Annotated in this window: 2 protein-coding genes; both read left to right on the top strand. The window is 33.5% G+C overall.

Translation table 11 applies throughout. The features are described 5' to 3' along the window. Positions 1 to 45: 45 nt before the first annotated feature. Positions 46 to 19,845 (top strand): SDR family NAD(P)-dependent oxidoreductase, encoded by a 19,800-nt coding sequence (locus tag F0000_RS09465; RefSeq protein ID WP_149624476.1) that lies wholly within the window; start codon positions 46 to 48, stop codon positions 19,843 to 19,845. A 6-nt stretch (positions 19,846 to 19,851) separates the two neighbouring features. Then, positions 19,852 to 22,143, top strand: coding sequence for an ACP S-malonyltransferase (gene fabD, locus F0000_RS09460; RefSeq protein ID WP_223148890.1), 2,292 nt, complete (start codon positions 19,852 to 19,854; stop codon positions 22,141 to 22,143). The last annotated feature ends 5 nt before the right edge of the window (positions 22,144 to 22,148 follow it).

The following is a 22,148-nucleotide window of genomic DNA, read 5'->3' as shown; positions in this document are numbered from 1 at the left end:
ATAACAAGGCTGAGAGGAAATAACATAAAAAAGACATTGTAGCAAATGAAAGACGCACTTATTTTATTTTTGAAAACAAAAATAGCAACCAACTTAAATAAGTCACCTCAAGATATTCTCATCGATCAAAATTTTATGGATTTAGGTTTGGAATCTAATCAAATGATCGGGGTGTCAGAATCTTTAGAAAAAGACTTGTGCATTGAGTTATATCCAACCATATTTTTTGAAAATCAAAATATACAAGATTTAGTAACTTATTTTTTACAAGATCACGAAAAGGAAATTAGATTGTGGTATGAGAATTCTGAGTCTTTTAGTTCAACAACTATTCCCAGAGAAAAAGATAGTCACAATATCATTTCAAAGAATACAATCAATAATGGCTCAGATACTAATAATATAAAAGCTGCACTTATTCTGTATTTGAAAACAAAGATTGCAACTACCATACATAAGTCCTCAGATGATGTTCCAATAGACAAAAATTTTATGGATTTAGGTTTGGAATCTAATCAGATGATTGGGATGTCAGAATCTTTAGAAAAAGACTTGGAGATTGAATTGTATCCAACTGTGTTTTTTGAGAACCAAAACATAGATGACCTAGCAAACTTTTTTTTGCAGGACTATAGTAAACAGATGGCTAAGAAATTTGGAGATTTGAGTTCCTATGAAGAAAATTCTAATTCTAATATTCAAATTGCTACTAATTCTATTTCCACGTCTTCTCAACTTCCAAAGAAAGAAACAGATACTTATTCAAGGTTTACTCCGCTACAATTTGGGAAACATGTATCTCAAATAAAAGATTCAGAAAAGAAACAATTTCAGGAAAAATCATTAACGAATGTATCAAAAGATATAGCAATTATAGGTATGAGTGGATACTTTCCTGATTCAAAAAATATTGAAGAATTTTGGAAAAATATTTCTGATGGCAAAGACTTAATAAGAGAAATCCCGATAGATCATTGGGATTATCGTCCCTGGTTTAATCAAGATAGAGAAGCAGATAATAAAACATATAGTAAATGGGGTGGTTTCTTGCCCGATATAGACAAATTTGACCCGGTTTTTTTTGGAGTAAATCGGCGTCAGGCAGAATGGATGGATCCGCAGCTAAGATTATTATTGCAATCGGCATATCATACTTTTGAAGATGCTGGAGTAATTAATAAAATTAGGGGGACTAAAACAGGAGTCTACGTGGGGAGCTGTTTTCACGAATATTGGGATGAAGTAGTGCGAGCAAGAATTCCTATAGTAGATTATCAACATAATAGTGGTGCAATGTCCAGCCTTTCGGCTTCGGTTTCCTATCATTTTGATTTACAGGGAGGATCAATTCCTTTGGATAATGCCTGTGCTTCTTCTATGACAGCTCTACATTTAGGATGTCAAGCCATACATAATGGAGAAATAGATAGTGCTGTTGTTGCAGGATTAAATGTATTATTAAGCCCATTACACTATGTGTATTTTTCTCGAATGCAAGCTTTATCTCCTACGGGTAGGTGTCATACGTTTGATAAAAAAGCGGATGGTTATGTTCCCGGCGAAGGCATTGTTTCTGTTTTGATAAAACCTTTATCCAAAGCAGAGATTGATGGCGATAGAATTTATGGAGTAATTAAAGGTAGTGCGATTAATCATGTAGGGCGTTCAAATAACCCTACTTCTCCTAGACCAGAATTACAAACGAAGTTGTTGTTACAAGCATGGGAATCAGCAAATATTAACCCAGAAGATATTAGCTATTTAGAAGCTCATGGGACTGGTACCACTTTAGGCGATCCGATTGAAATAAATGCATTAAAAAAAGCTTTTAAACACCATACAAATAAAAGAGGTTTTTGCTATATCGGATCTACAAAAGCTCACGCTGGGCACTTGGAAGGCGCAGCTGGTTTAACTAGCGTGGTAAAAGTACTGCAAATGATGAAGCATAATGAGATCCCACATATGCCGAATTTTGAGACTATTAATCCTTATATAAAATTAGATGATTCTGCTCTAAAAATTAATACTAAAAATGAACCTTGGAAAACTGATAAACCAAAGATAGCTGGAGTTAGCAGCTTTGGAATGACTGGAAATAATGCCCACATTGTTTTAGAAGAATATATAGAAAGATTTAAGAGTCCTTATATAAGTAATGCTCCTGTTATAATAGTATTATCAGCCAGGAACAAGGATCGTTTAAAAGATCAGGCGATTAATTTATCAGAATATTTAGAATTGCATCCTGCATTAGATTTATATGATATAGCCTACACATTACAGGTTGGTAGAGAGAGTATGGAGGAGCGATTGGCCTTTGTTGTTAGTGATAAATTGGAGTTAAAAGATGCTTTGTCTAAATTTAATTTGGGTAATTCTACAGGGTTTTTACAGGGCAATATAAAAGCATCAAAGGAAGTTTCAGTTATTGAAGGAGTACCAGTTGCAGAATACTTGTCTACAGCTATAAAGAATAAAGATTTATTATCGATAGCACAATTATGGATAAGAGGTGTGACTATAGATTGGGGATTGTTTTATGAAAAAGGTCACACACCTAATAGAATAAGTTTACCTACCTATCCTTTTGCCAGGGAGCGTTATTGGATTCCTGATCAGTCTTTTGATTTGTCATCAAGAAGTAAGGATGTATTACATCCACTACTTCATCATAATGAGTCCACCCTTGAAGCTCAAAAATATACGAGTATATATACAGGCAAAGAATCTTTTTTATTAGATCATAAAGTAGGAGGAGCTAAAGTATTACCTGGTGTTGCTTACTTGGAACTTGCACGGATAGCTGGTGATTTGAGTATTGGAAGTTCAGTAACACAACTTAAAGATATTACTTGGATGCGTCCTATATGGGTGAACAATAGCCCTGAGAAGATAAGTATAAGTATTTATCCGGTGGAAGATGGTTTTGGTTATGATGTGTATAGTAATAAATCAGAAGAACAACTTCATAGTCAAGGAAAGTTAAGTATCGATAGTTTTTCAGCTGTTCCAGCTTATAATTTACCCTCTCTTAAGTCTCAGTTCACCAAAAGTAAAGAGAAAGACTGGTGTTATGATTTTTTTAAAGGTATAGGTTTATTTTATGGTACTAGTTTTCAGGGTATAGAACAACTTTGGTATAGTGATTCAGCTGTTCTATCCAGGATTACGCTTCCTAAAGAGGAGGGCTATGTATTACAGCCTGGTATTTTGGATAGTGCTTTACAAAGCTGTATAGGTTTTACTTTGGGAGAAGAACCACCAACAGATCCACCACTTCCTTTCAGTATTAAAGAATTAACGATTTATAAAAATCTTCCAGAGACCGTATGGTGTTATGTAAAGCGTAATAACTCAGGTAGAACAGTAGATAAAGTAACTCGATATGATATAGATATTTTGGATGAATTAGGCGAAGTATTAGTTCGTTTCAAGGATTTTGTTGTTCTTCCATTAAGCAATGCTACAAAGCCACCAGCAGATACGAGAAAAGGAGTTCATTTTTATAGTAATATTTGGTCACCTTCTCCAGCTCCCTTATCTGATCCATCATTGGGTTCACAATTGATATTATTAGCAGGAGCGCCTGTTGAACTGGCGGATTTGTTAAAAGAAGAACTAGCCGTAGATGTATCTGTTCTAAAAGGGGATTCAGAAGCATCATATTTTGTAAGTGTATTAGAAGAAGTACGTTCAAAACTAAAGGATAATATACAAGTTCATATCACGGTAGTTTACGAAAATGCTCAATATCTTGATTATAGTTTTGTGAGAGGTTTATTAAAAACGACTAATCTAGAAAATGCTAAGATATCGGGTAAAGTTTTAGGAGTAGAAAGTTTTTCTCTTACATCATTAGATACGCTTTTGTCAATACTTGATAAAGAACAATATACTACAGATGTTGAAGTACGCTATATAGGCGGTAAAAGAGAAATAAGAACCCTTGATTTATTACCATATTCTTTTGGTAAAGAATCTCTTACTATCAAAGAGGGAGGAGTGTATTTAATCACTGGAGGTTTTGGTGGATTAGGTCAGGTTTTTGCATCCCATATCAATAAGACAAGCGGTGTTCATCTGATTCTTACTGGTCGTAGCAGATTGACAGATGAAAAGAGCTTTATACTTTCTAAATTTTCAAATGCGAGTTATTATTGTTGTGATGTAAGTAAAAAGGAAGAAGTTGCCTCTTTGATATCAGAAATTAAAACAGTTCATGGTAGATTAGATGGTATTATTCATAGTGCTGGTGTTGTTAGAGATAGTCTTATTGATAAGAAAACATCAGAAGAAGTAAGTACTGTATTTTCTTCAAAGGTTACAGGTGTTAAGCATTTAGATGAGCTATCGAAAGGAGAGTCTCTTGATTTTATGGTCTTCTTTTCATCAATAGCAAGTGTTATCGGTAATATAGGACAATCAGACTATTCTAGTGCTAATGCGTACTTGGATGATTATGCTTTATATCGCGAGGAGAAGCGATTACAAGGAGAAAGACAGGGAAAGACATTAAGTATTAACTGGCCTTTGTGGGCAGAAGGCGGTATGCAAATCGATCAAGAGAGTGCCCACTTTTTAGAGAACTACTGGGGTATGTCTGTCTTACCTACATTAGAAGGGGTTAAAGCTTTTGATGCGCTTCTTGGAAGTTCATTTGTTCAAGGGGTTGTAGCATTTGGTGATCGAGATAAAATAAATAACAAATTACTATCAAAAAGGTCTATCGCAGTTAGCTCGACCGGGGATTCTATTAAAGAGACCTCAGAATTACAGGAGAAAGTAACAACACAGATATTAGAAATAGCTTCTAGTTTACTAAAACTAGATGTTAGTAATATAGGCATAGATGAAGAGTTGGGAGATTATGGTTTTGATTCGATATTACTCACTCGATTTAGTAATGAACTTAATAGTTATTATGATTTGGAATTAATGCCTACTACATTTTATAATTATCCTACTATTGAGGGGTTGGCCATATATCTAACAAAGGATTATTCTGAGAAATTATTTAAGAAGCATTCAGTCTCTTTAGGAAAAAAAGATGTACCAAGTTTAATCGTTCAACAAGAACAAGTTCGATCTTTTAGAGAAAATAGGTCAAGATTTTTAGGTTCAAAAAAAGATAGTAGAATTTTAACTTCGCAGACTACTAAAAAGCTTTCAAGAGGCGTTGCCATAGTTGGGATGAGTGGTCGTTTTCCAGGTTCTCCTGATGTTGAGATATTTTGGGATCATATTAAGAATAATGAGGATTTAATTACAGAGATTCCTAGCGATCGATGGGATTGGAGACACTACTACGGAGATCCTAAAGAAGAAAAAGGCAAAACCAAAGCCAAATGGGGAGGTTTTATTAGAGATATCGATAAGTTTGATCCTTTATTTTTTGGGATATCCCCTCGAGAAGCAGAATTGATGGATCCTCAACAACGTATGATTCTTGAATCGGTGTATCAAGCATTAGAGGATGCTTGTATATCAACCACTCAGATCAAAGGTAGTAATACAGGTGTTTTTGTAGGAGTTGCTAGTTCGGACTATTCATTATTATTGAGTGATCAGACAGATTTAGTAAGTCAGGCGCAATACCCTACAGGATCATCTCATTCAGTCCTTGTTAATCGCATTTCCTATTTATTAGACTTGCATGGTCCAAGTGAACCTGTTGATACGGCTTGCAGTAGTTCATTAATAGCAATTCATCGAGCAGTTGAACATATTGAGCAGGGTCATTGTGATATGGCTATTGCCGGAGGAGTGAATGCCTTACTTTCTCCAGAACTAACCTTGTCATTTAGCCAAGCTGGTATGTTGAGTGAAGATGGTAGATGTAAAACCTTTGATCAGAAAGCAAATGGATATGTTCGAGGCGAAGGGGTAGGAACTATTATTTTGAAATCACTTGATAAAGCAGAATCGGATGGAGATCATATATATGGGGTGATTAAAGGTACCGCAGAAAATCATGGAGGCAAGGCCAATACTTTAACCTCTCCTAACCCTAATGCCCAAAAAGATTTATTACTTAAAGCTTACCGTTCTTCAGGAATTGATCCTCGTGATGTTAGTTATATAGAAGCGCACGGTACAGGCACATCTTTAGGAGATCCTATAGAAATAGAAGGTCTGAAATTAGCATTTAATCAGCTCTATAAGGAGAATGATTATGATATTCCAGAGATTCCTTATTGTAGTATTGGTAGTGTAAAGACTAATATTGGTCACTTGGAAGCGGCAGCAGGAATAGCAGGGGTCGTCAAGGTGTTATTGTCATTAAAGTATAAGACACTTCCGGGGAATGTTCATTTAGAGACACCAAATGAATATCTTCAATTGAGTAAGAGTCCTTTTTATTTACAACAAGAAACTAAGGCTTGGGAATCTAGAGATAACAAAGCTCGAGTTGCCGGTATAAGTAGTTTTGGGTTTGGAGGTGCTAACGCTCATATTATAATAGAAGAGTATATCCCTAAACCAAAAAGTACTTATGAAAACAATACTGCTGCTATCGTATTACTTTCTGCTAAGAACAAGGAAAGATTAGAGTATCAAGCTAATAACTTAGAGGATTATATAATATCAAACCCAGGTTTAGATTTATATGATATTGCCTATACATTACAGGTAGGTAGAGATTTTATGGAAGAACGAGTAGCTTTTATTGTTGAGGATAAAGAAAAGTTACAAGAACAACTACATAGATTTAAACAGGGGCAAACAGAAGGATTTTTAACAGGTAACATTAAGAAAGATAAAAATAACTTTTTATTAGAGGGAGAGGCAGGGGAAGCCTATATTCAAACAGCTATCTCTACACAACAAACAAAAGCATTGGCTCAGTTATGGACAAAGGGAGTAACCATAGATTGGAGACTACTTTACAATAAAGACAATACTCCTAATAAAATAAACTTACCTAAGTATCCTTTTGCTAGAGAAAGGTATTGGTTTGATAGTTATAATTCTGTAAATCTTTCTAAACAGAAAAATAAAAATACTTTAATAACATCAGATACTGATTCTATTTGGGAAAGTGAACAAATACAACAAAATATTGATCATGTTGTTGGTGAAGAAATTAGTACAAAAATATTGAATGAAGGAATCGCACTAGTAAAAATACAATCCAAAGAATCTAAAAATATGTTTACCCTTAATTTGATTAAGAGTTTGCAAAAAACCTTTTTTGACTTAAGGAAAAATAAAAATTTAAAGGTAGTAGTACTAACCGGATATGATAATATATTTTGTATGGGAGGTTCCCAGGAAAGTTTACAAAATATAGCTTCCAAAAAAGGAAGATTTACTGATTTTCCATTTTTATATAAAGGCTTATTAGAGTTTGATATCCCAGTAATAACCGCTATGCAAGGACATGCATTTGGAGGAGGAATGTTATTTGGACTTTACGGTGATATTGTTTTAATGTCTGAAAATTCCATATACACGGCTAATTTCATGAAATATGGTTTTACACCTGGAATGGGAGCAACATACATTCTTGGAGAGAAATTGGGTAAACCTTTGGCTACAGAAATGCTCTATACGGCCAGACATTTGAAAGGATCTGAAATAAAATCAAGAGGTACTTCTATAATTGTAACAAAAGATGTTTTAAATGAAGCTCTTAGAATAGCAAAAGAATTAAGCTTAAAACCTAGAAAAACATTAGAAATATTAAAAAAACATATGTCATCAGATTTGCTTTTATCATTGCAAAAGTATATCAGTGAAGAAGAAAAGATGCATGAGTTAACTTTTCATACAGAAGAAGTCGCATCTCAAATAAAACGAAGTTTTAAAAGACAAGAAATATCTGATTCTTTGTTGTCTAATGGCACATTATTAGAGGAAAAAAAATCCTCAGGGGCGAAAACAAAAATAAGATTAAATGATGTAAAAGATCTGATACCTCAAACACCTGTTCCTTTTATACAAACTAACAGAAGTACTATTAAACTGAAAGATTTAAAGAGAGACCTAAAAACCTCTAATAACTATGATGTTTCAGCAAATAGTTCAAAATATTATATTCAAAAACTTAAAAAGCTTTTTGAAACAGTACTTCATATTCCTGCAAACGAAATAGATGAAGAAATAGCCTTTACAGAACTAGGTCTTGACTCCATCAGTGGTGTTGAGCTTATTCGGTCAATAAACAATACTTTTAATCTGAATTTTGAAGCCATAATTTTATATGATTATTTCACTATCAAAAAATTGTCAGATTTAATTCTAAAGGAATTTGATCAACAAAATGACTACCTTAAAAAAGATTCTAAAATACTTATTAAGCCCACTTCCGACAAAATAATAAATGAAAAATCTGAATCCGGCATTGATAATGACAAAAATGAAAAGGTTACTAAATTATCAAGAATAGTAAATCATACTAAGGAAATAGATCAGCAAAAAGCTTTATTAAATGTTTCTACAGTTACAAAAAAGCTGAAGATACTATTTGAAGAAGTACTTCATATTCCAAATAATGAAATTGATGAAAATGTCTCATTTGTAGATATTGGATTAGACTCTATCAATGGAGTAGAACTTATTCGCTTGATAAATGATGAATTTAATATTAATCTCGAAGCCATTACTTTATACGATTATTACACTATAAAAAAGTTATCAAACTTGATTTTGGAAGAATCTAATGAGTTGATCCAATATGTTGATAATGAGTGTTTAAATGAGGAAGGTGTAATGGAACAATCGGATCTGAAAATAAATCTTGATGAGAAAAGTAGTTTTTTAATTTCGGAAGAAGAAGATCTTACTTTAGTCAAATTAGATTCGCTTCAAAATGTAACAAAAGCAGAATACGCTGATAAAGGTGTTGATGATATTGCTATTATTGGTATGAGTGGTAAATTCCCTGATGCAGCAAACATAAATGAGTTCTGGGAAAATATAAAAAATGGGAAAAATAGTATAAAAGAAGTTCCGAATAGAAAATGGTCAATTGCTCATTTCTTTGATAAGGATAGAAAAGTTGAAGGAAAGAGTTATGCTAAATGGATGGGATATCTTGATGATGAAGATAAATTTGATCCATTATTTTTTAATATTTCTCCTAGAGAAGCCGAACGCATGGATCCTCAACAACGTTTGTTTATAGAAGAAAGTTGGAAAGCTATTGAAGATTCTGGATATACGAGTACATCATTATCTGATCAAAAATGTGGGGTATTTGTGGGGGTAGGACAAGGTGATTATATGATTAATATTGAGCAAGAAGAAATGGACAACCATACTTTTACAGGTACATCATCTTCTATATTAGCAGGTCGAATATCTTATCACTTAAATTTAGATGGCCCCGCTATCTCAATAGATACAGCTTGTTCAAGTAGTCTTGTTGCTATTCATCAGGCTTGTCAAAGTATTAGAATAGGTGAATGTGAAACAGCATTAGCAGGCGGAGTATATGTAATGACTTCAGAGCGAATGCATATCGCGACCAGTAAATCAGGTATGCTAAGTGAAGATGGGAAGTGCCATACTTTTGACAATATGGCTAATGGTTTTGTACCTGGTGAAGCTGTTGGTGTTTTATTATTGAAATCGTTAAGCAAAGCAGAGATTGATGGCGATAGAATTTATGGAGTAATTAAAGGTAGTGCGATCAATCAAGATGGAAAAACGAATGGCATAACGGCTCCAAATGTTAATTCGCAAAATCTTTTGCAAGAAGAAGTCTATAGAAAATATAATATTGATCCTTCAACTATAACGTATGTTGAGACTCATGGAACTGGTACTAAATTGGGTGATCCAATTGAAATAAAAGCTTTAAAGCGTTCATTTAAGTCTTATACTGAAAATGAAAATTATTGCGGTATAGGAAGTGTAAAAACAAATGTTGGTCATACACTAACAGCAGCTGGTGTTATAGGAGTTATTAAAGTATTATTATCTATTAAGAATAAGCAAATACCTCCTACACTTAATTATCAGACTCTCAATGAGCATATAAATTTAGCAGGAAGTCCTTTTTATGTCAATACATTATTAAAAGAATGGAAAGTTGATAGTAATCAATCAAGAAAAGCTGCTGTTAGTAGTTTCGGATTTAGTGGTACAAATGCCCACATTGTTTTAGAAGAATATATAGAAAGATTTAAGAGTCCTTATATAAGTAATGCTCCTGTTATAATAGTATTATCAGCCAGGAACAAGGATCGTTTAAAAGATCAGGCGATTAATTTATCAGAATATTTAGAATTGCATCCTGCATTAGATTTATATGATATAGCCTACACATTACAGGTTGGTAGAGAGAGTATGGAGGAGCGATTGGCCTTTGTTGTTAGTGATAAATTGGAGTTAAAAGATGCTTTGTCTAAATTTAATTTGGGTAATTCTACAGGGTTTTTACAGGGCAATATAAAAGCATCAAAGGAAGTTTCAGTTATTGAAGGAGTACCAGTTGCAGAATACTTGTCTACAGCTATAAAGAATAAAGATTTATTATCGATAGCACAATTATGGATAAGAGGTGTGACTATAGATTGGGGATTGTTTTATGAAAAAGGTCACACACCTAATAGAATAAGTTTACCTACCTATCCTTTTGCCAGGGAGCGTTATTGGATTCCTGATCAGTCTTTTGATTTGTCATCAAGAAGTAAGGATGTATTACATCCACTACTTCATCATAATGAGTCCACCCTTGAAGCTCAAAAATATACGAGTATATATACAGGCAAAGAATCTTTTTTATTAGATCATAAAGTAGGAGGAGCTAAAGTATTACCTGGTGTTGCTTACTTGGAACTTGCACGGATAGCTGGTGATTTGAGTATTGGAAGTTCAGTAACACAACTTAAAGATATTACTTGGATGCGTCCTATATGGGTGAACAATAGCCCTGAGAAGATAAGTATAAGTATTTATCCGGTGGAAGATGGTTTTGGTTATGATGTGTATAGTAATAAATCAGAAGAACAACTTCATAGTCAAGGAAAGTTAAGTATCGATAGTTTTTCAGCTGTTCCAGCTTATAATTTACCCTCTCTTAAGTCTCAGTTCACCAAAAGTAAAGAGAAAGACTGGTGTTATGATTTTTTTAAAGGTATAGGTTTATTTTATGGTACTAGTTTTCAGGGTATAGAACAACTTTGGTATAGTGATTCAGCTGTTCTATCCAGGATTACGCTTCCTAAAGAGGAGGGCTATGTATTACAGCCTGGTATTTTGGATAGTGCTTTACAAAGCTGTATAGGTTTTACTTTGGGAGAAGAACCACCAACAGATCCACCACTTCCTTTCAGTATTAAAGAATTAACGATTTATAAAAATCTTCCAGAGACCGTATGGTGTTATGTAAAGCGTAATAACTCAGGTAGAACAGTAGATAAAGTAACTCGATATGATATAGATATTTTGGATGAATTAGGCGAAGTATTAGTTCGTTTCAAGGATTTTGTTGTTCTTCCATTAAGCAATGCTACAAAGCCACCAGCAGATACGAGAAAAGGAGTTCATTTTTATAGTAATATTTGGTCACCTTCTCCAGCTCCCTTATCTGATCCATCATTGGGTTCACAATTGATATTATTAGCAGGAGCGCCTGTTGAACTGGCGGATTTGTTAAAAGAAGAACTAGCCGTAGATGTATCTGTTCTAAAAGGGGATTCAGAAGCATCATATTTTGTAAGTGTATTAGAAGAAGTACGTTCAAAACTAAAGGATAATATACAAGTTCATATCACGGTAGTTTACGAAAATGCTCAATATCTTGATTATAGTTTTGTGAGAGGTTTATTAAAAACGACTAATCTAGAAAATGCTAAGATATCGGGTAAAGTTTTAGGAGTAGAAAGTTTTTCTCTTACATCATTAGATACGCTTTTGTCAATACTTGATAAAGAACAATATACTACAGATGTTGAAGTACGCTATATAGGCGGTAAAAGAGAAATAAGAACCCTTGATTTATTACCATATTCTTTTGGTAAAGAATCTCTTACTATCAAAGAGGGAGGAGTGTATTTAATCACTGGAGGTTTTGGTGGATTAGGTCAGGTTTTTGCATCCCATATCAATAAGACAAGCGGTGTTCATCTGATTCTTACTGGTCGTAGCAGATTGACAGATGAAAAGAGCTTTATACTTTCTAAATTTTCAAATGCGAGTTATTATTGTTGTGATGTAAGTAAAAAGGAAGAAGTTGCCTCTTTGATATCAGAAATTAAAACAGTTCATGGTAGATTAGATGGTATTATTCATAGTGCTGGTGTTGTTAGAGATAGTCTTATTGATAAGAAAACATCAGAAGAAGTAAGTACTGTATTTTCTTCAAAGGTTACAGGTGTTAAGCATTTAGATGAGCTATCGAAAGGAGAGTCTCTTGATTTTATGGTCTTCTTTTCATCAATAGCAAGTGTTATCGGTAATATAGGACAATCAGACTATTCTAGTGCTAATGCGTACTTGGATGATTATGCTTTATATCGCGAGGAGAAGCGATTACAAGGAGAAAGACAGGGAAAGACATTAAGTATTAACTGGCCTTTGTGGGCAGAAGGCGGTATGCAAATCGATCAAGAGAGTGCCCACTTTTTAGAGAACTACTGGGGTATGTCTGTCTTACCTACATTAGAAGGGGTTAAAGCTTTTGATGCGCTTCTTGGAAGTTCATTTGTTCAAGGGGTTGTAGCATTTGGTGATCGAGATAAAATAAATAACAAATTACTATCAAAAAGGTCTATCGCAGTTAGCTCGACCGGGGATTCTATTAAAGAGACCTCAGAATTACAGGAGAAAGTAACAACACAGATATTAGAAATAGCTTCTAGTTTACTAAAACTAGATGTTAGTAATATAGGCATAGATGAAGAGTTGGGAGATTATGGTTTTGATTCGATATTACTCACTCGATTTAGTAATGAACTTAATAGTTATTATGATTTGGAATTAATGCCTACTACATTTTATAATTATCCTACTATTGAGGGGTTGGCCATATATCTAACAAAGGATTATTCTGAGAAATTATTTAAGAAGCATTCAGTCTCTTTAGGAAAAAAAGATGTACCAAGTTTAATCGTTCAACAAGAACAAGTTCGATCTTTTAGAGAAAATAGGTCAAGATTTTTAGGTTCAAAAAAAGATAGTAGAATTTTAACTTCGCAGACTACTAAAAAGCTTTCAAGAGGCGTTGCCATAGTTGGGATGAGTGGTCGTTTTCCAGGTTCTCCTGATGTTGAGATATTTTGGGATCATATTAAGAATAATGAGGATTTAATTACAGAGATTCCTAGCGATCGATGGGATTGGAGACACTACTACGGAGATCCTAAAGAAGAAAAAGGCAAAACCAAAGCCAAATGGGGAGGTTTTATTAGAGATATCGATAAGTTTGATCCTTTATTTTTTGGGATATCCCCTCGAGAAGCAGAATTGATGGATCCTCAACAACGTATGATTCTTGAATCGGTGTATCAAGCATTAGAGGATGCTTGTATATCAACCACTCAGATCAAAGGTAGTAATACAGGTGTTTTTGTAGGAGTTGCTAGTTCGGACTATTCATTATTATTGAGTGATCAGACAGATTTAGTAAGTCAGGCGCAATACCCTACAGGATCATCTCATTCAGTCCTTGTTAATCGCATTTCCTATTTATTAGACTTGCATGGTCCAAGTGAACCTGTTGATACGGCTTGCAGTAGTTCATTAATAGCAATTCATCGAGCAGTTGAACATATTGAGCAGGGTCATTGTGATATGGCTATTGCCGGAGGAGTGAATGCCTTACTTTCTCCAGAACTAACCTTGTCATTTAGCCAAGCTGGTATGTTGAGTGAAGATGGTAGATGTAAAACCTTTGATCAGAAAGCAAATGGATATGTTCGAGGCGAAGGGGTAGGAACTATTATTTTGAAATCACTTGATAAAGCAGAATCGGATGGAGATCATATATATGGGGTGATTAAAGGTACCGCAGAAAATCATGGAGGCAAGGCCAATACTTTAACCTCTCCTAACCCTAATGCCCAAAAAGATTTATTACTTAAAGCTTACCGTTCTTCAGGAATTGATCCTCGTGATGTTAGTTATATAGAAGCGCACGGTACAGGCACATCTTTAGGAGATCCTATAGAAATAGAAGGTCTGAAATTAGCATTTAATCAGCTCTATAAGGAGAATGATTATGATATTCCAGAGATTCCTTATTGTAGTATTGGTAGTGTAAAGACTAATATTGGTCACTTGGAAGCGGCAGCAGGAATAGCAGGGGTCGTCAAGGTGTTATTGTCATTAAAGTATAAGACACTTCCGGGGAATGTTCATTTAGAGACACCAAATGAATATCTTCAATTGAGTAAGAGTCCTTTTTATTTACAACAAGAAACTAAGGCTTGGGAATCTAGAGATAACAAAGCTCGAGTTGCCGGTATAAGTAGTTTTGGGTTTGGAGGTGCTAACGCTCATATTATAATAGAAGAGTATATCCCTAAACCAAAAAGTACTTATGAAAACAATACTGCTGCTATCGTATTACTTTCTGCTAAGAACAAGGAAAGATTAGAGTATCAAGCTAATAACTTAGAGGATTATATAATATCAAACCCAGGTTTAGATTTATATGATATTGCCTATACATTACAGGTAGGTAGAGATTTTATGGAAGAACGAGTAGCTTTTATTGTTGAGGATAAAGAAAAGTTACAAGAACAACTACATAGATTTAAACAGGGGCAAACAGAAGGATTTTTAACAGGTAACATTAAGAAAGATAAAAATAACTTTTTATTAGAGGGAGAGGCAGGGGAAGCCTATATTCAAACAGCTATCTCTACACAACAAACAAAAGCATTGGCTCAGTTATGGACAAAGGGAGTAACCATAGATTGGAGACTACTTTACAATAAAGACAATACTCCTAATAAAATAAACTTACCTAAGTATCCTTTTGCTAGAGAAAGGTATTGGTTAACTCCAAGCCATATTAATATCAGTAAAAATAGGTTAAATATATTACATCCATTAATTCACATAAATAATTCAAATGCTTTTTCTGTTTCCTACAGTAGTATGTTTACAGGACAAGAATTCTTTTTTGAAGATCATAAAATTTATGGAGAAAAGTTACTTCCAGGAGTGGCATATTTAGAGATGGCAAGAGAATTGGGAGAAAGAGCATTAGGGCAAAAAATAACTGGGATATCAGATCTGGTTTGGTTAGCACCAATGGCAATAGATCAAATTAAAGGAGAAATAACAACACGTTTGTATTTGGAAGATGATCATTTTAAATTTGAAATATCTTCTATGGGAAATGTGATCCATTGCAATGGGGTTTTAAGTACTTTAGAAGTGAAGGAACCCGAAAGAATAAACATTCAACAATTATTTTTAGAATGTGATGAATTTATCTCCGGGGAAGCCTGTGATAATTTAATGATTGAAAATGGATATGGATATGGCCCCTCCTTTCAATGTTCCGAAAAATTAAATTATGGTTCTTCTTATTCCATTCTTTCCTTAAACCCAGCACAATTCAAAGAAGATATTTTTCATTTTCACCCAGCTCAATTTGATACGCTGTTAAGAGCAGGGATAGGTTTTCATTTAAAAAGGCAGGAAGGGATTGTTTTAGAGATTCCTTTTAGTTTATCAGATTTCAAAATTTACGGAAACCCAAAAAAGATAGTTTATTCTGTGTGTTGGAAACACGAAAACAATAACGCATCATCCTCAGTACAACATTATAACTTCGATCTTCTTGGCAAAAATGGAGAGCTAATAGCTACATTGAGAGATTTTTCAGCAAGAGAAGCTACCAATTTAAAAGATAAGCAAAACATTTTACCAGTAAGTGATCTAGTATGTTTGGAATCAATTTGGAACCATAAAAAAGCCTTGACTATCGGGAATGACACAAATAAAGAAATATTGATTTTACCTAAATGTGAGAGTGAATTAGTGTCATTTTTTAAATCGAAATTTGATGGTGAAACAGTCAATTTAGCTCCAGGTATTGATTCTAATTCTCTCTTTCATAATGTTTTTTCAAGAATTAAAAAGTTGAGTAAATCAAGAGACAATACTACAATATATGTATTGATTGAAAGAAAAGATTGGAGAAGATTTGCTTTTGTTTCCGGAATCTTCAAAGCATTGTCTTTGGATGCTTCATTTATAAAGGGTAAAATTATTAGTGTTGATTCTTTGTCTATTCTAAAAAGTTCTGAATTACTATCCGTTTTGGAGCAAGAGAAAGGTAATAATGATGTAGAGATAAGATATATAAATGGTAAAAGAACAGTTCGTACATTCAAACAAGTTGATGTATCAAGAAAACCAAATTTTAATTTCAACAAACCCAAAACATGCATCATCACTGGGGGGATGGGGTCAATCGGTCGAACTTTTGCAAAATATATTGCAGAATATTGGGGTTGTAAGCCATTGTTAATAGGACGTTCTAGCTTATCCAAAGAAAAATTAAAGGATTTGGAAACCATTAAAGGGGCATCATACTTTCAATGTGATATAAGCAATAGAGATTCATTGAAAATTACTCTAGAAAAAATAAGGGATACCCACAACGAAATAAATGGGATTATACATTGTGCAGGCGTTGTTGGTAATTTAGATATTACAACTAAAAATGAAGCAGATATTGAAGAGGTTTTAAAACCTAAATTAATAGGGACTAATAATTTAGATGAACAAACTAGCAGCGATAAACTTCAGTTTTTTATTATGACATCTTCTATCTCCGCTAATTTAGATGGGATAGCTGGGATTATAGGCTCGGATTATGCAGCTGCTAATGCTTATTTAGATAATTTTTCAGAATACCGTAATGAATTGGTTAGGAAAGAAACTCGAAAAGGGTTTACGAGGAGTATTATTTATCCATACTGGGAAGATGGTGGAATGAATATTCCTGATAATGCTAAAGAATGGATGAAAAATCAATTCGGGCTGGAATCTATTTCTGCTAAGATAGGAATAGATGGCTTTTCTACTTCAATAAAACATGACTCACATCAAATGATGTTACTTTATGGAAATAAAAAGAAAATTATTAAATCTCTATTTCATAACTCAATAGATAATCAGGAAATTAAAGAAACGCAAATAAGTGATATAACTTCTAACAAAGTACTAGAATACCTTAAAAAATCAATTAATGAGATCTTAAAAGTACCAAAAGATCAAATAGATGTTAGCACAGATTTCAGTGATTATGGTGCCGATTCTATACTTGCCGTTGAGCTGATTAATTTTTTGGAGAAAGATTTTGGAACATTGCCGAAAACCCTCTTATTCGAGTTCTCTAATCTTCATAATCTTACCAATTATTTTTGTGAGAACCAAGCTTCAAGAGTTAAGGAAATTTTTGGAGGAGATGATTCTGCTTCAATCAATATTGGTAACAAGAATAGTAATATAACTTCTCAAATACTTAAAAATACAAATACTTCACATTTAAATGCTGAAAGTACCAAAAGTGATTGCAATGATATGGCAATTGTATGTGTCGGAGGTTTATTTCCAAAAGCAAGCAATATAGACGAGCTATGGAGTAATATAGTTTCTGGTAAACCATTGAACAATGGTAAGAAAAAAGAAAAGAACTTCTGGAATAGTATTGACGATAAAACTATTTTGGAGTATTTATCTAAACTTCTAATATCAGAAAAGGAATCTAATAACTTAGGTAGACAAGAAAGGTTGATTTGTTGTGTTTTAGGTCAAGCAATGAATAGTGTAGGGTTAAACCCTATGAGTATTAGAGGAAGTAAAACAGGAGTCTTTTTAGGTCTTCAGCAAGACTTTCCTGATAGTACCAAAGATCGGTTAGAAGAGAATAGTATTGCATATATGATTCCTAATCGATTGTCATTTCTACTGAATCTAAAGGGCCCAAGTGAAATGGTTAACACTTATTGTTCAAGCATTTATGTTGCGTTACACAGAGCAATTCAAAGTGTTAGAAATAATGAATGTGAGCAAGTATTAGTTGGAGGAGTTAATGTGATTAATCCTTTATATGCAACTTATGAAATAGGAAATAATAGTTTTGATATACTTAGCCCAACGAATGAAACCAAAAGCTTTTGTCAAGAAGCGAATGGTTTTGTTCGAAGTGAAGGCGCTGGCATAATGCTAATAAAACCAATAGAAAAAGCAAAAAAGGAAGGTGACAAAATATTAGGCATAATTAAAGGGAGTTATGTGCATCATGGAGGTAAAAACCTTTCATTTGAAGCACCAAATTCCAAAGGAATAAAGGAAACAATTAGTAGATGTATATCCAATACAAGTATTAATGTAGATACTATAGATTATATAGAAGCGCACGGTATAGCTAATCGAGTGGCAGATGCTTTAGAGTTAAGTGTTATAAATTCTACCTATAAGCAACATTCTAAAGATGCAAATAAGAAATGGTTTATAGGAACGATCAAACCCACTGTTGGACATTCTGAACTAGTTTCAGGAATGGCATCTTTGATAAAGGTGTTGAAGGCTTTTGAAAACAAAACTATACCTGGAATACCAGGATTGGAGAATGTCAACTCTGAAATAGATCAAAACCATTCTCTAATTTTGAGCAAGGATGCAGTGTATTGGAAGAATGGAACCTACCCAAGAAGAGCTGCATTAAATAGCTATGCCGTTGGAGGTGTAAACGCCCATCTAATTCTGGAAGAGTATCCTACGAATTCAGTAGATTCTGAAAATATAGAGGAAAAAGAAAGCTCTTTACTATCAAATCATTCCAATGAATCTAACCCAGCAGAAGTAATAACAAATTCTGGTTTTGATAAAATTGATTTAGATACTATTAAGAGTCTATATGCTATTTTTGAAGAAGTTTTTGAGTTTTCATTATCCAAATTAGATCTTAATACTTCTTTGTTTGATTTGAATATAAACTCTATAGAAATTCTTCAATTAGTTCAATCGGTTAATTTGAAATTTGGGATAAGACTTAAAATAGGATTGATTTTTCAATTAGAAACGATAGATGATTTTATTAATTTAATTATCGATCACATTAAATCTAAAGGTAATTCTATTTCTAGTCTAGATAAACATGTGGTCTGTTTTAAAGAAGGAAAAAAGAAAACTGTGGCAATTATTATACCTGGAATGCCTGGAATAGTTGACGGCTACTACGAATTAGCTGAGAATGTAATAGAGGAAACAGTTTATGGTATTAACATGGTTGGGTTTGATGGAGAACAACCACTTACATCCATAGAATCAATTGCAGAACATTATTGTGATAGGATACAGGAGATCAGTACCAAAAACAAAATTACTTTATATGCTCACAGCTTTGGAGGAATAGTTCTCTTCGAACTGTTAGGATTATTGAAAAGTAAGAACATAGAAGTAGAATGTATTGTCCTAATAGACAGTTATACAAATACTTTACAGATGAAATCTAAAGAAAAGATAGCATTCTTTATTCATCTGTTATGTAAACAATTACAGTTGGCTGTTGAGGAAAAAGAAATCATAGAATTTTGTCAAAAAATATCTAAACGCCCTAAAAAAAGTAGACTTAATTTAATTTATAATTATTTGATAGAAAAGGAAGCTAAAGTAAATAAAAAAATCTTCTCTCTTATCTATGATTTATACACTCATTCCATGAATATCAAATACAATTTATCTAAAAAGCTTCAAGATAATATCCTGCTTGTTAAAGCTAATACATCCTTTGTTGAGTTTGATGATCATGCACTTGGCTGGTCTTCCTATTATAAGTCAGTTGAAGTAATCAATTCTAAAGGTGATCATTTTAATATAATAAAAAAACCATTTTTAAATGAATGGGTCAGCCAATTAAGAAAATAAAAATTAATGAGAAAAGTAATTATGTTCCCTGGCCAGGGGTCCCAATATAGGGGCATGGGTAAAGATTTGTTCAAATCTTATAAAAATGAAGTTATTCAAGCTTCTAATATTCTTGGTTATGATTTAGAAGAGCTGTGTTTAAAAGATCCTAATAGAGAATTATCAAAAACACAGTTTACGCAACCCGCATTATATGTTGTTAACGCTCTTTCTCATTATCAGAAAAGAGATATAAACCCAAAGTACTTAATTGGTCATAGTTTGGGTGAGTATAATGCATTACTTGCAGCTGAAGCATTTGATTTTTTAACAGGATTAAAGTTGGTGAAGAAACGAGGTGAACTTATGGCCGAGGCATCTGGAGGAGGGATGGCAGCAGTACTTGGCCTTAATATAAATGAATTACAAAGAAAATTAGAAGACGAAAAATACAATCAAATTGATATTGCAAATTTTAATACTCCGTCTCAAATTGTAATTGCAGGACCTCAGAATGTTATTAATAGAGCTGTAAAAGATTTTGATAAGCAAAATATAAAAATCATACCATTATTTGTGACTGCTGCATTTCATTCTAGGTATATGAAACCTGCCGCCGAAAACTTTTCCTTTTTTCTAAAGGACTATAAATTCTCTTCTCTGAAAACTACTGTTATTTCTAACGTAACTGGACTTCCTTATCAAGATCATAATATTTCAGAATTACTAAGTCAACAAATTTGTAGCCCAGTTCAATGGATAAATATGATTCGACTATTAATGGGAAAAGGTGTCACCGAATATCAAGAAGTAAACAGTGTAATATTAGCCAAAATGGTAAGCGAGATCAAGAATAATTGCACTCCTATCATAGAAGAACCCGAAAGACCTGAAAACAAATTTTATAGTAATCTGGATAAACAGATTAGTCCAATAACTGAACAAAATCAATACAAAAAAGAATCAAGTTCTAGTATTCAGTTAGGGAGTTCTGATTTTCGTGAGGTCTATGGAGTCAAATATTCTTATGTAGTTGGTGCTATGTATAGAGGTATTGCATCTAAAGAACTTATAATACTTATGGGGAAATCGAATATGCTTGCTTTTCTTGGAACAGGCGGTTTGTCTTTAGAAGAAATAGAAGAAAACATAAAATTCATTCAGCAAAAATTGAAGCAAAGAGAACCTTATGGCATGAATCTGTTACATAACCTTATAGATCCTGTTGCAGAAATGAATGAAGTAAAGTTATATCTGAAATATAAAATTCGAAATATTGAAGCTTCTGCGTTTATGCAAGTTACATTACCGCTTGTTTATTTTCGATTGAAAGGATTAGAGAGAGATGACGATGGTAATATTATTTGCAAAAACAGAATAATGGCTAAGGTCTCTAGACCAGAAGTAGCGGAAGAATTTATGAGCCCAGCTCCAAAGCGAATTGTAAATAGATTATTGGAAGAGGGCCTTATTACGGAGGAACAAGCAATGATGTCGAAAGAAGTTCCAATGTGTCATGATATATGCGTTGAAGCAGACTCGGGTGGACATACGGATGGAGGGGTAGCTATGGTTTTATTTCCATCAATACAAAGTTTAAAAACAGATTTGGAGAAGAAGTTTCTTTACCGAGAATCGATTCGAATTGGTTTAGCTGGAGGTATAGGAACCCCTCAGGCTGTTGCATGTGCTTTTGTTATGGGAGCGGACTTTGTTTTGACCGGTTCTATCAATCAATGTACGGTGGAAGCTGGAATAAGTGATGTTTCAAAAGAATTATTGCAAGATATTAATGTTCAAGATACAGATTATGCTCCAGCGGGAGATATGTTTGAAATAGGAGCAAAAGTTCAAGTTCTAAAAAAAGGAGTCTTGTTCCCTGCGAGGGCAAATAAACTTTATGCACTTTATCGTCAATATAATTCACTTGAAGAAATCCCGGAAAAGACAATACTACAATTGGAAAAATCCTATTTTAAAAAGTCCCTAAATAGTATATGGAAAGAGACACAAACTTACTTTACAAACCGGGGAAAGCATGCAATAATTGAAGAAGCAGAGCAAAATTCAAAGAAAAAAATGGCACTCGTATTTAGATGGTATTTTGGGTATAGTAGTAAATTATCCTTTCAAGCCAATGCAGATGAAAAAGTGAATTTTCAAATACATACAGGTCCTGCCTTAGGAGCATTTAATCAGTGGGTTAAGGGAACAGAACTTGAAAGTTGGAAAAACCGTCATTCCAATATTATAGGTGCTAAAATGATGAAAGAGGCAGCTATAATTTTAGGAAATATACCAAAAGAAAACAATAATTAATTATA

The organism is Aquimarina sp. RZ0, assembly GCF_008370685.1.
Lineage (GTDB): Bacteria > Bacteroidota > Bacteroidia > Flavobacteriales > Flavobacteriaceae > Aquimarina.
This window is presented reverse-complemented; position numbering and strand designations above follow the sequence as displayed.

Excerpts from the sequence above, each read along its gene's own strand:
- F0000_RS09465 (WP_149624476.1), top strand. The coding sequence starts at position 46 with ATGAAAGACGCACTTATTTTATTTTTGAAAACAAAAATAGCAACCAAC.
- fabD (WP_223148890.1), top strand. The coding sequence starts at position 19,852 with ATGAGAAAAGTAATTATGTTCCCTGGCCAGGGGTCCCAATATAGGGGC.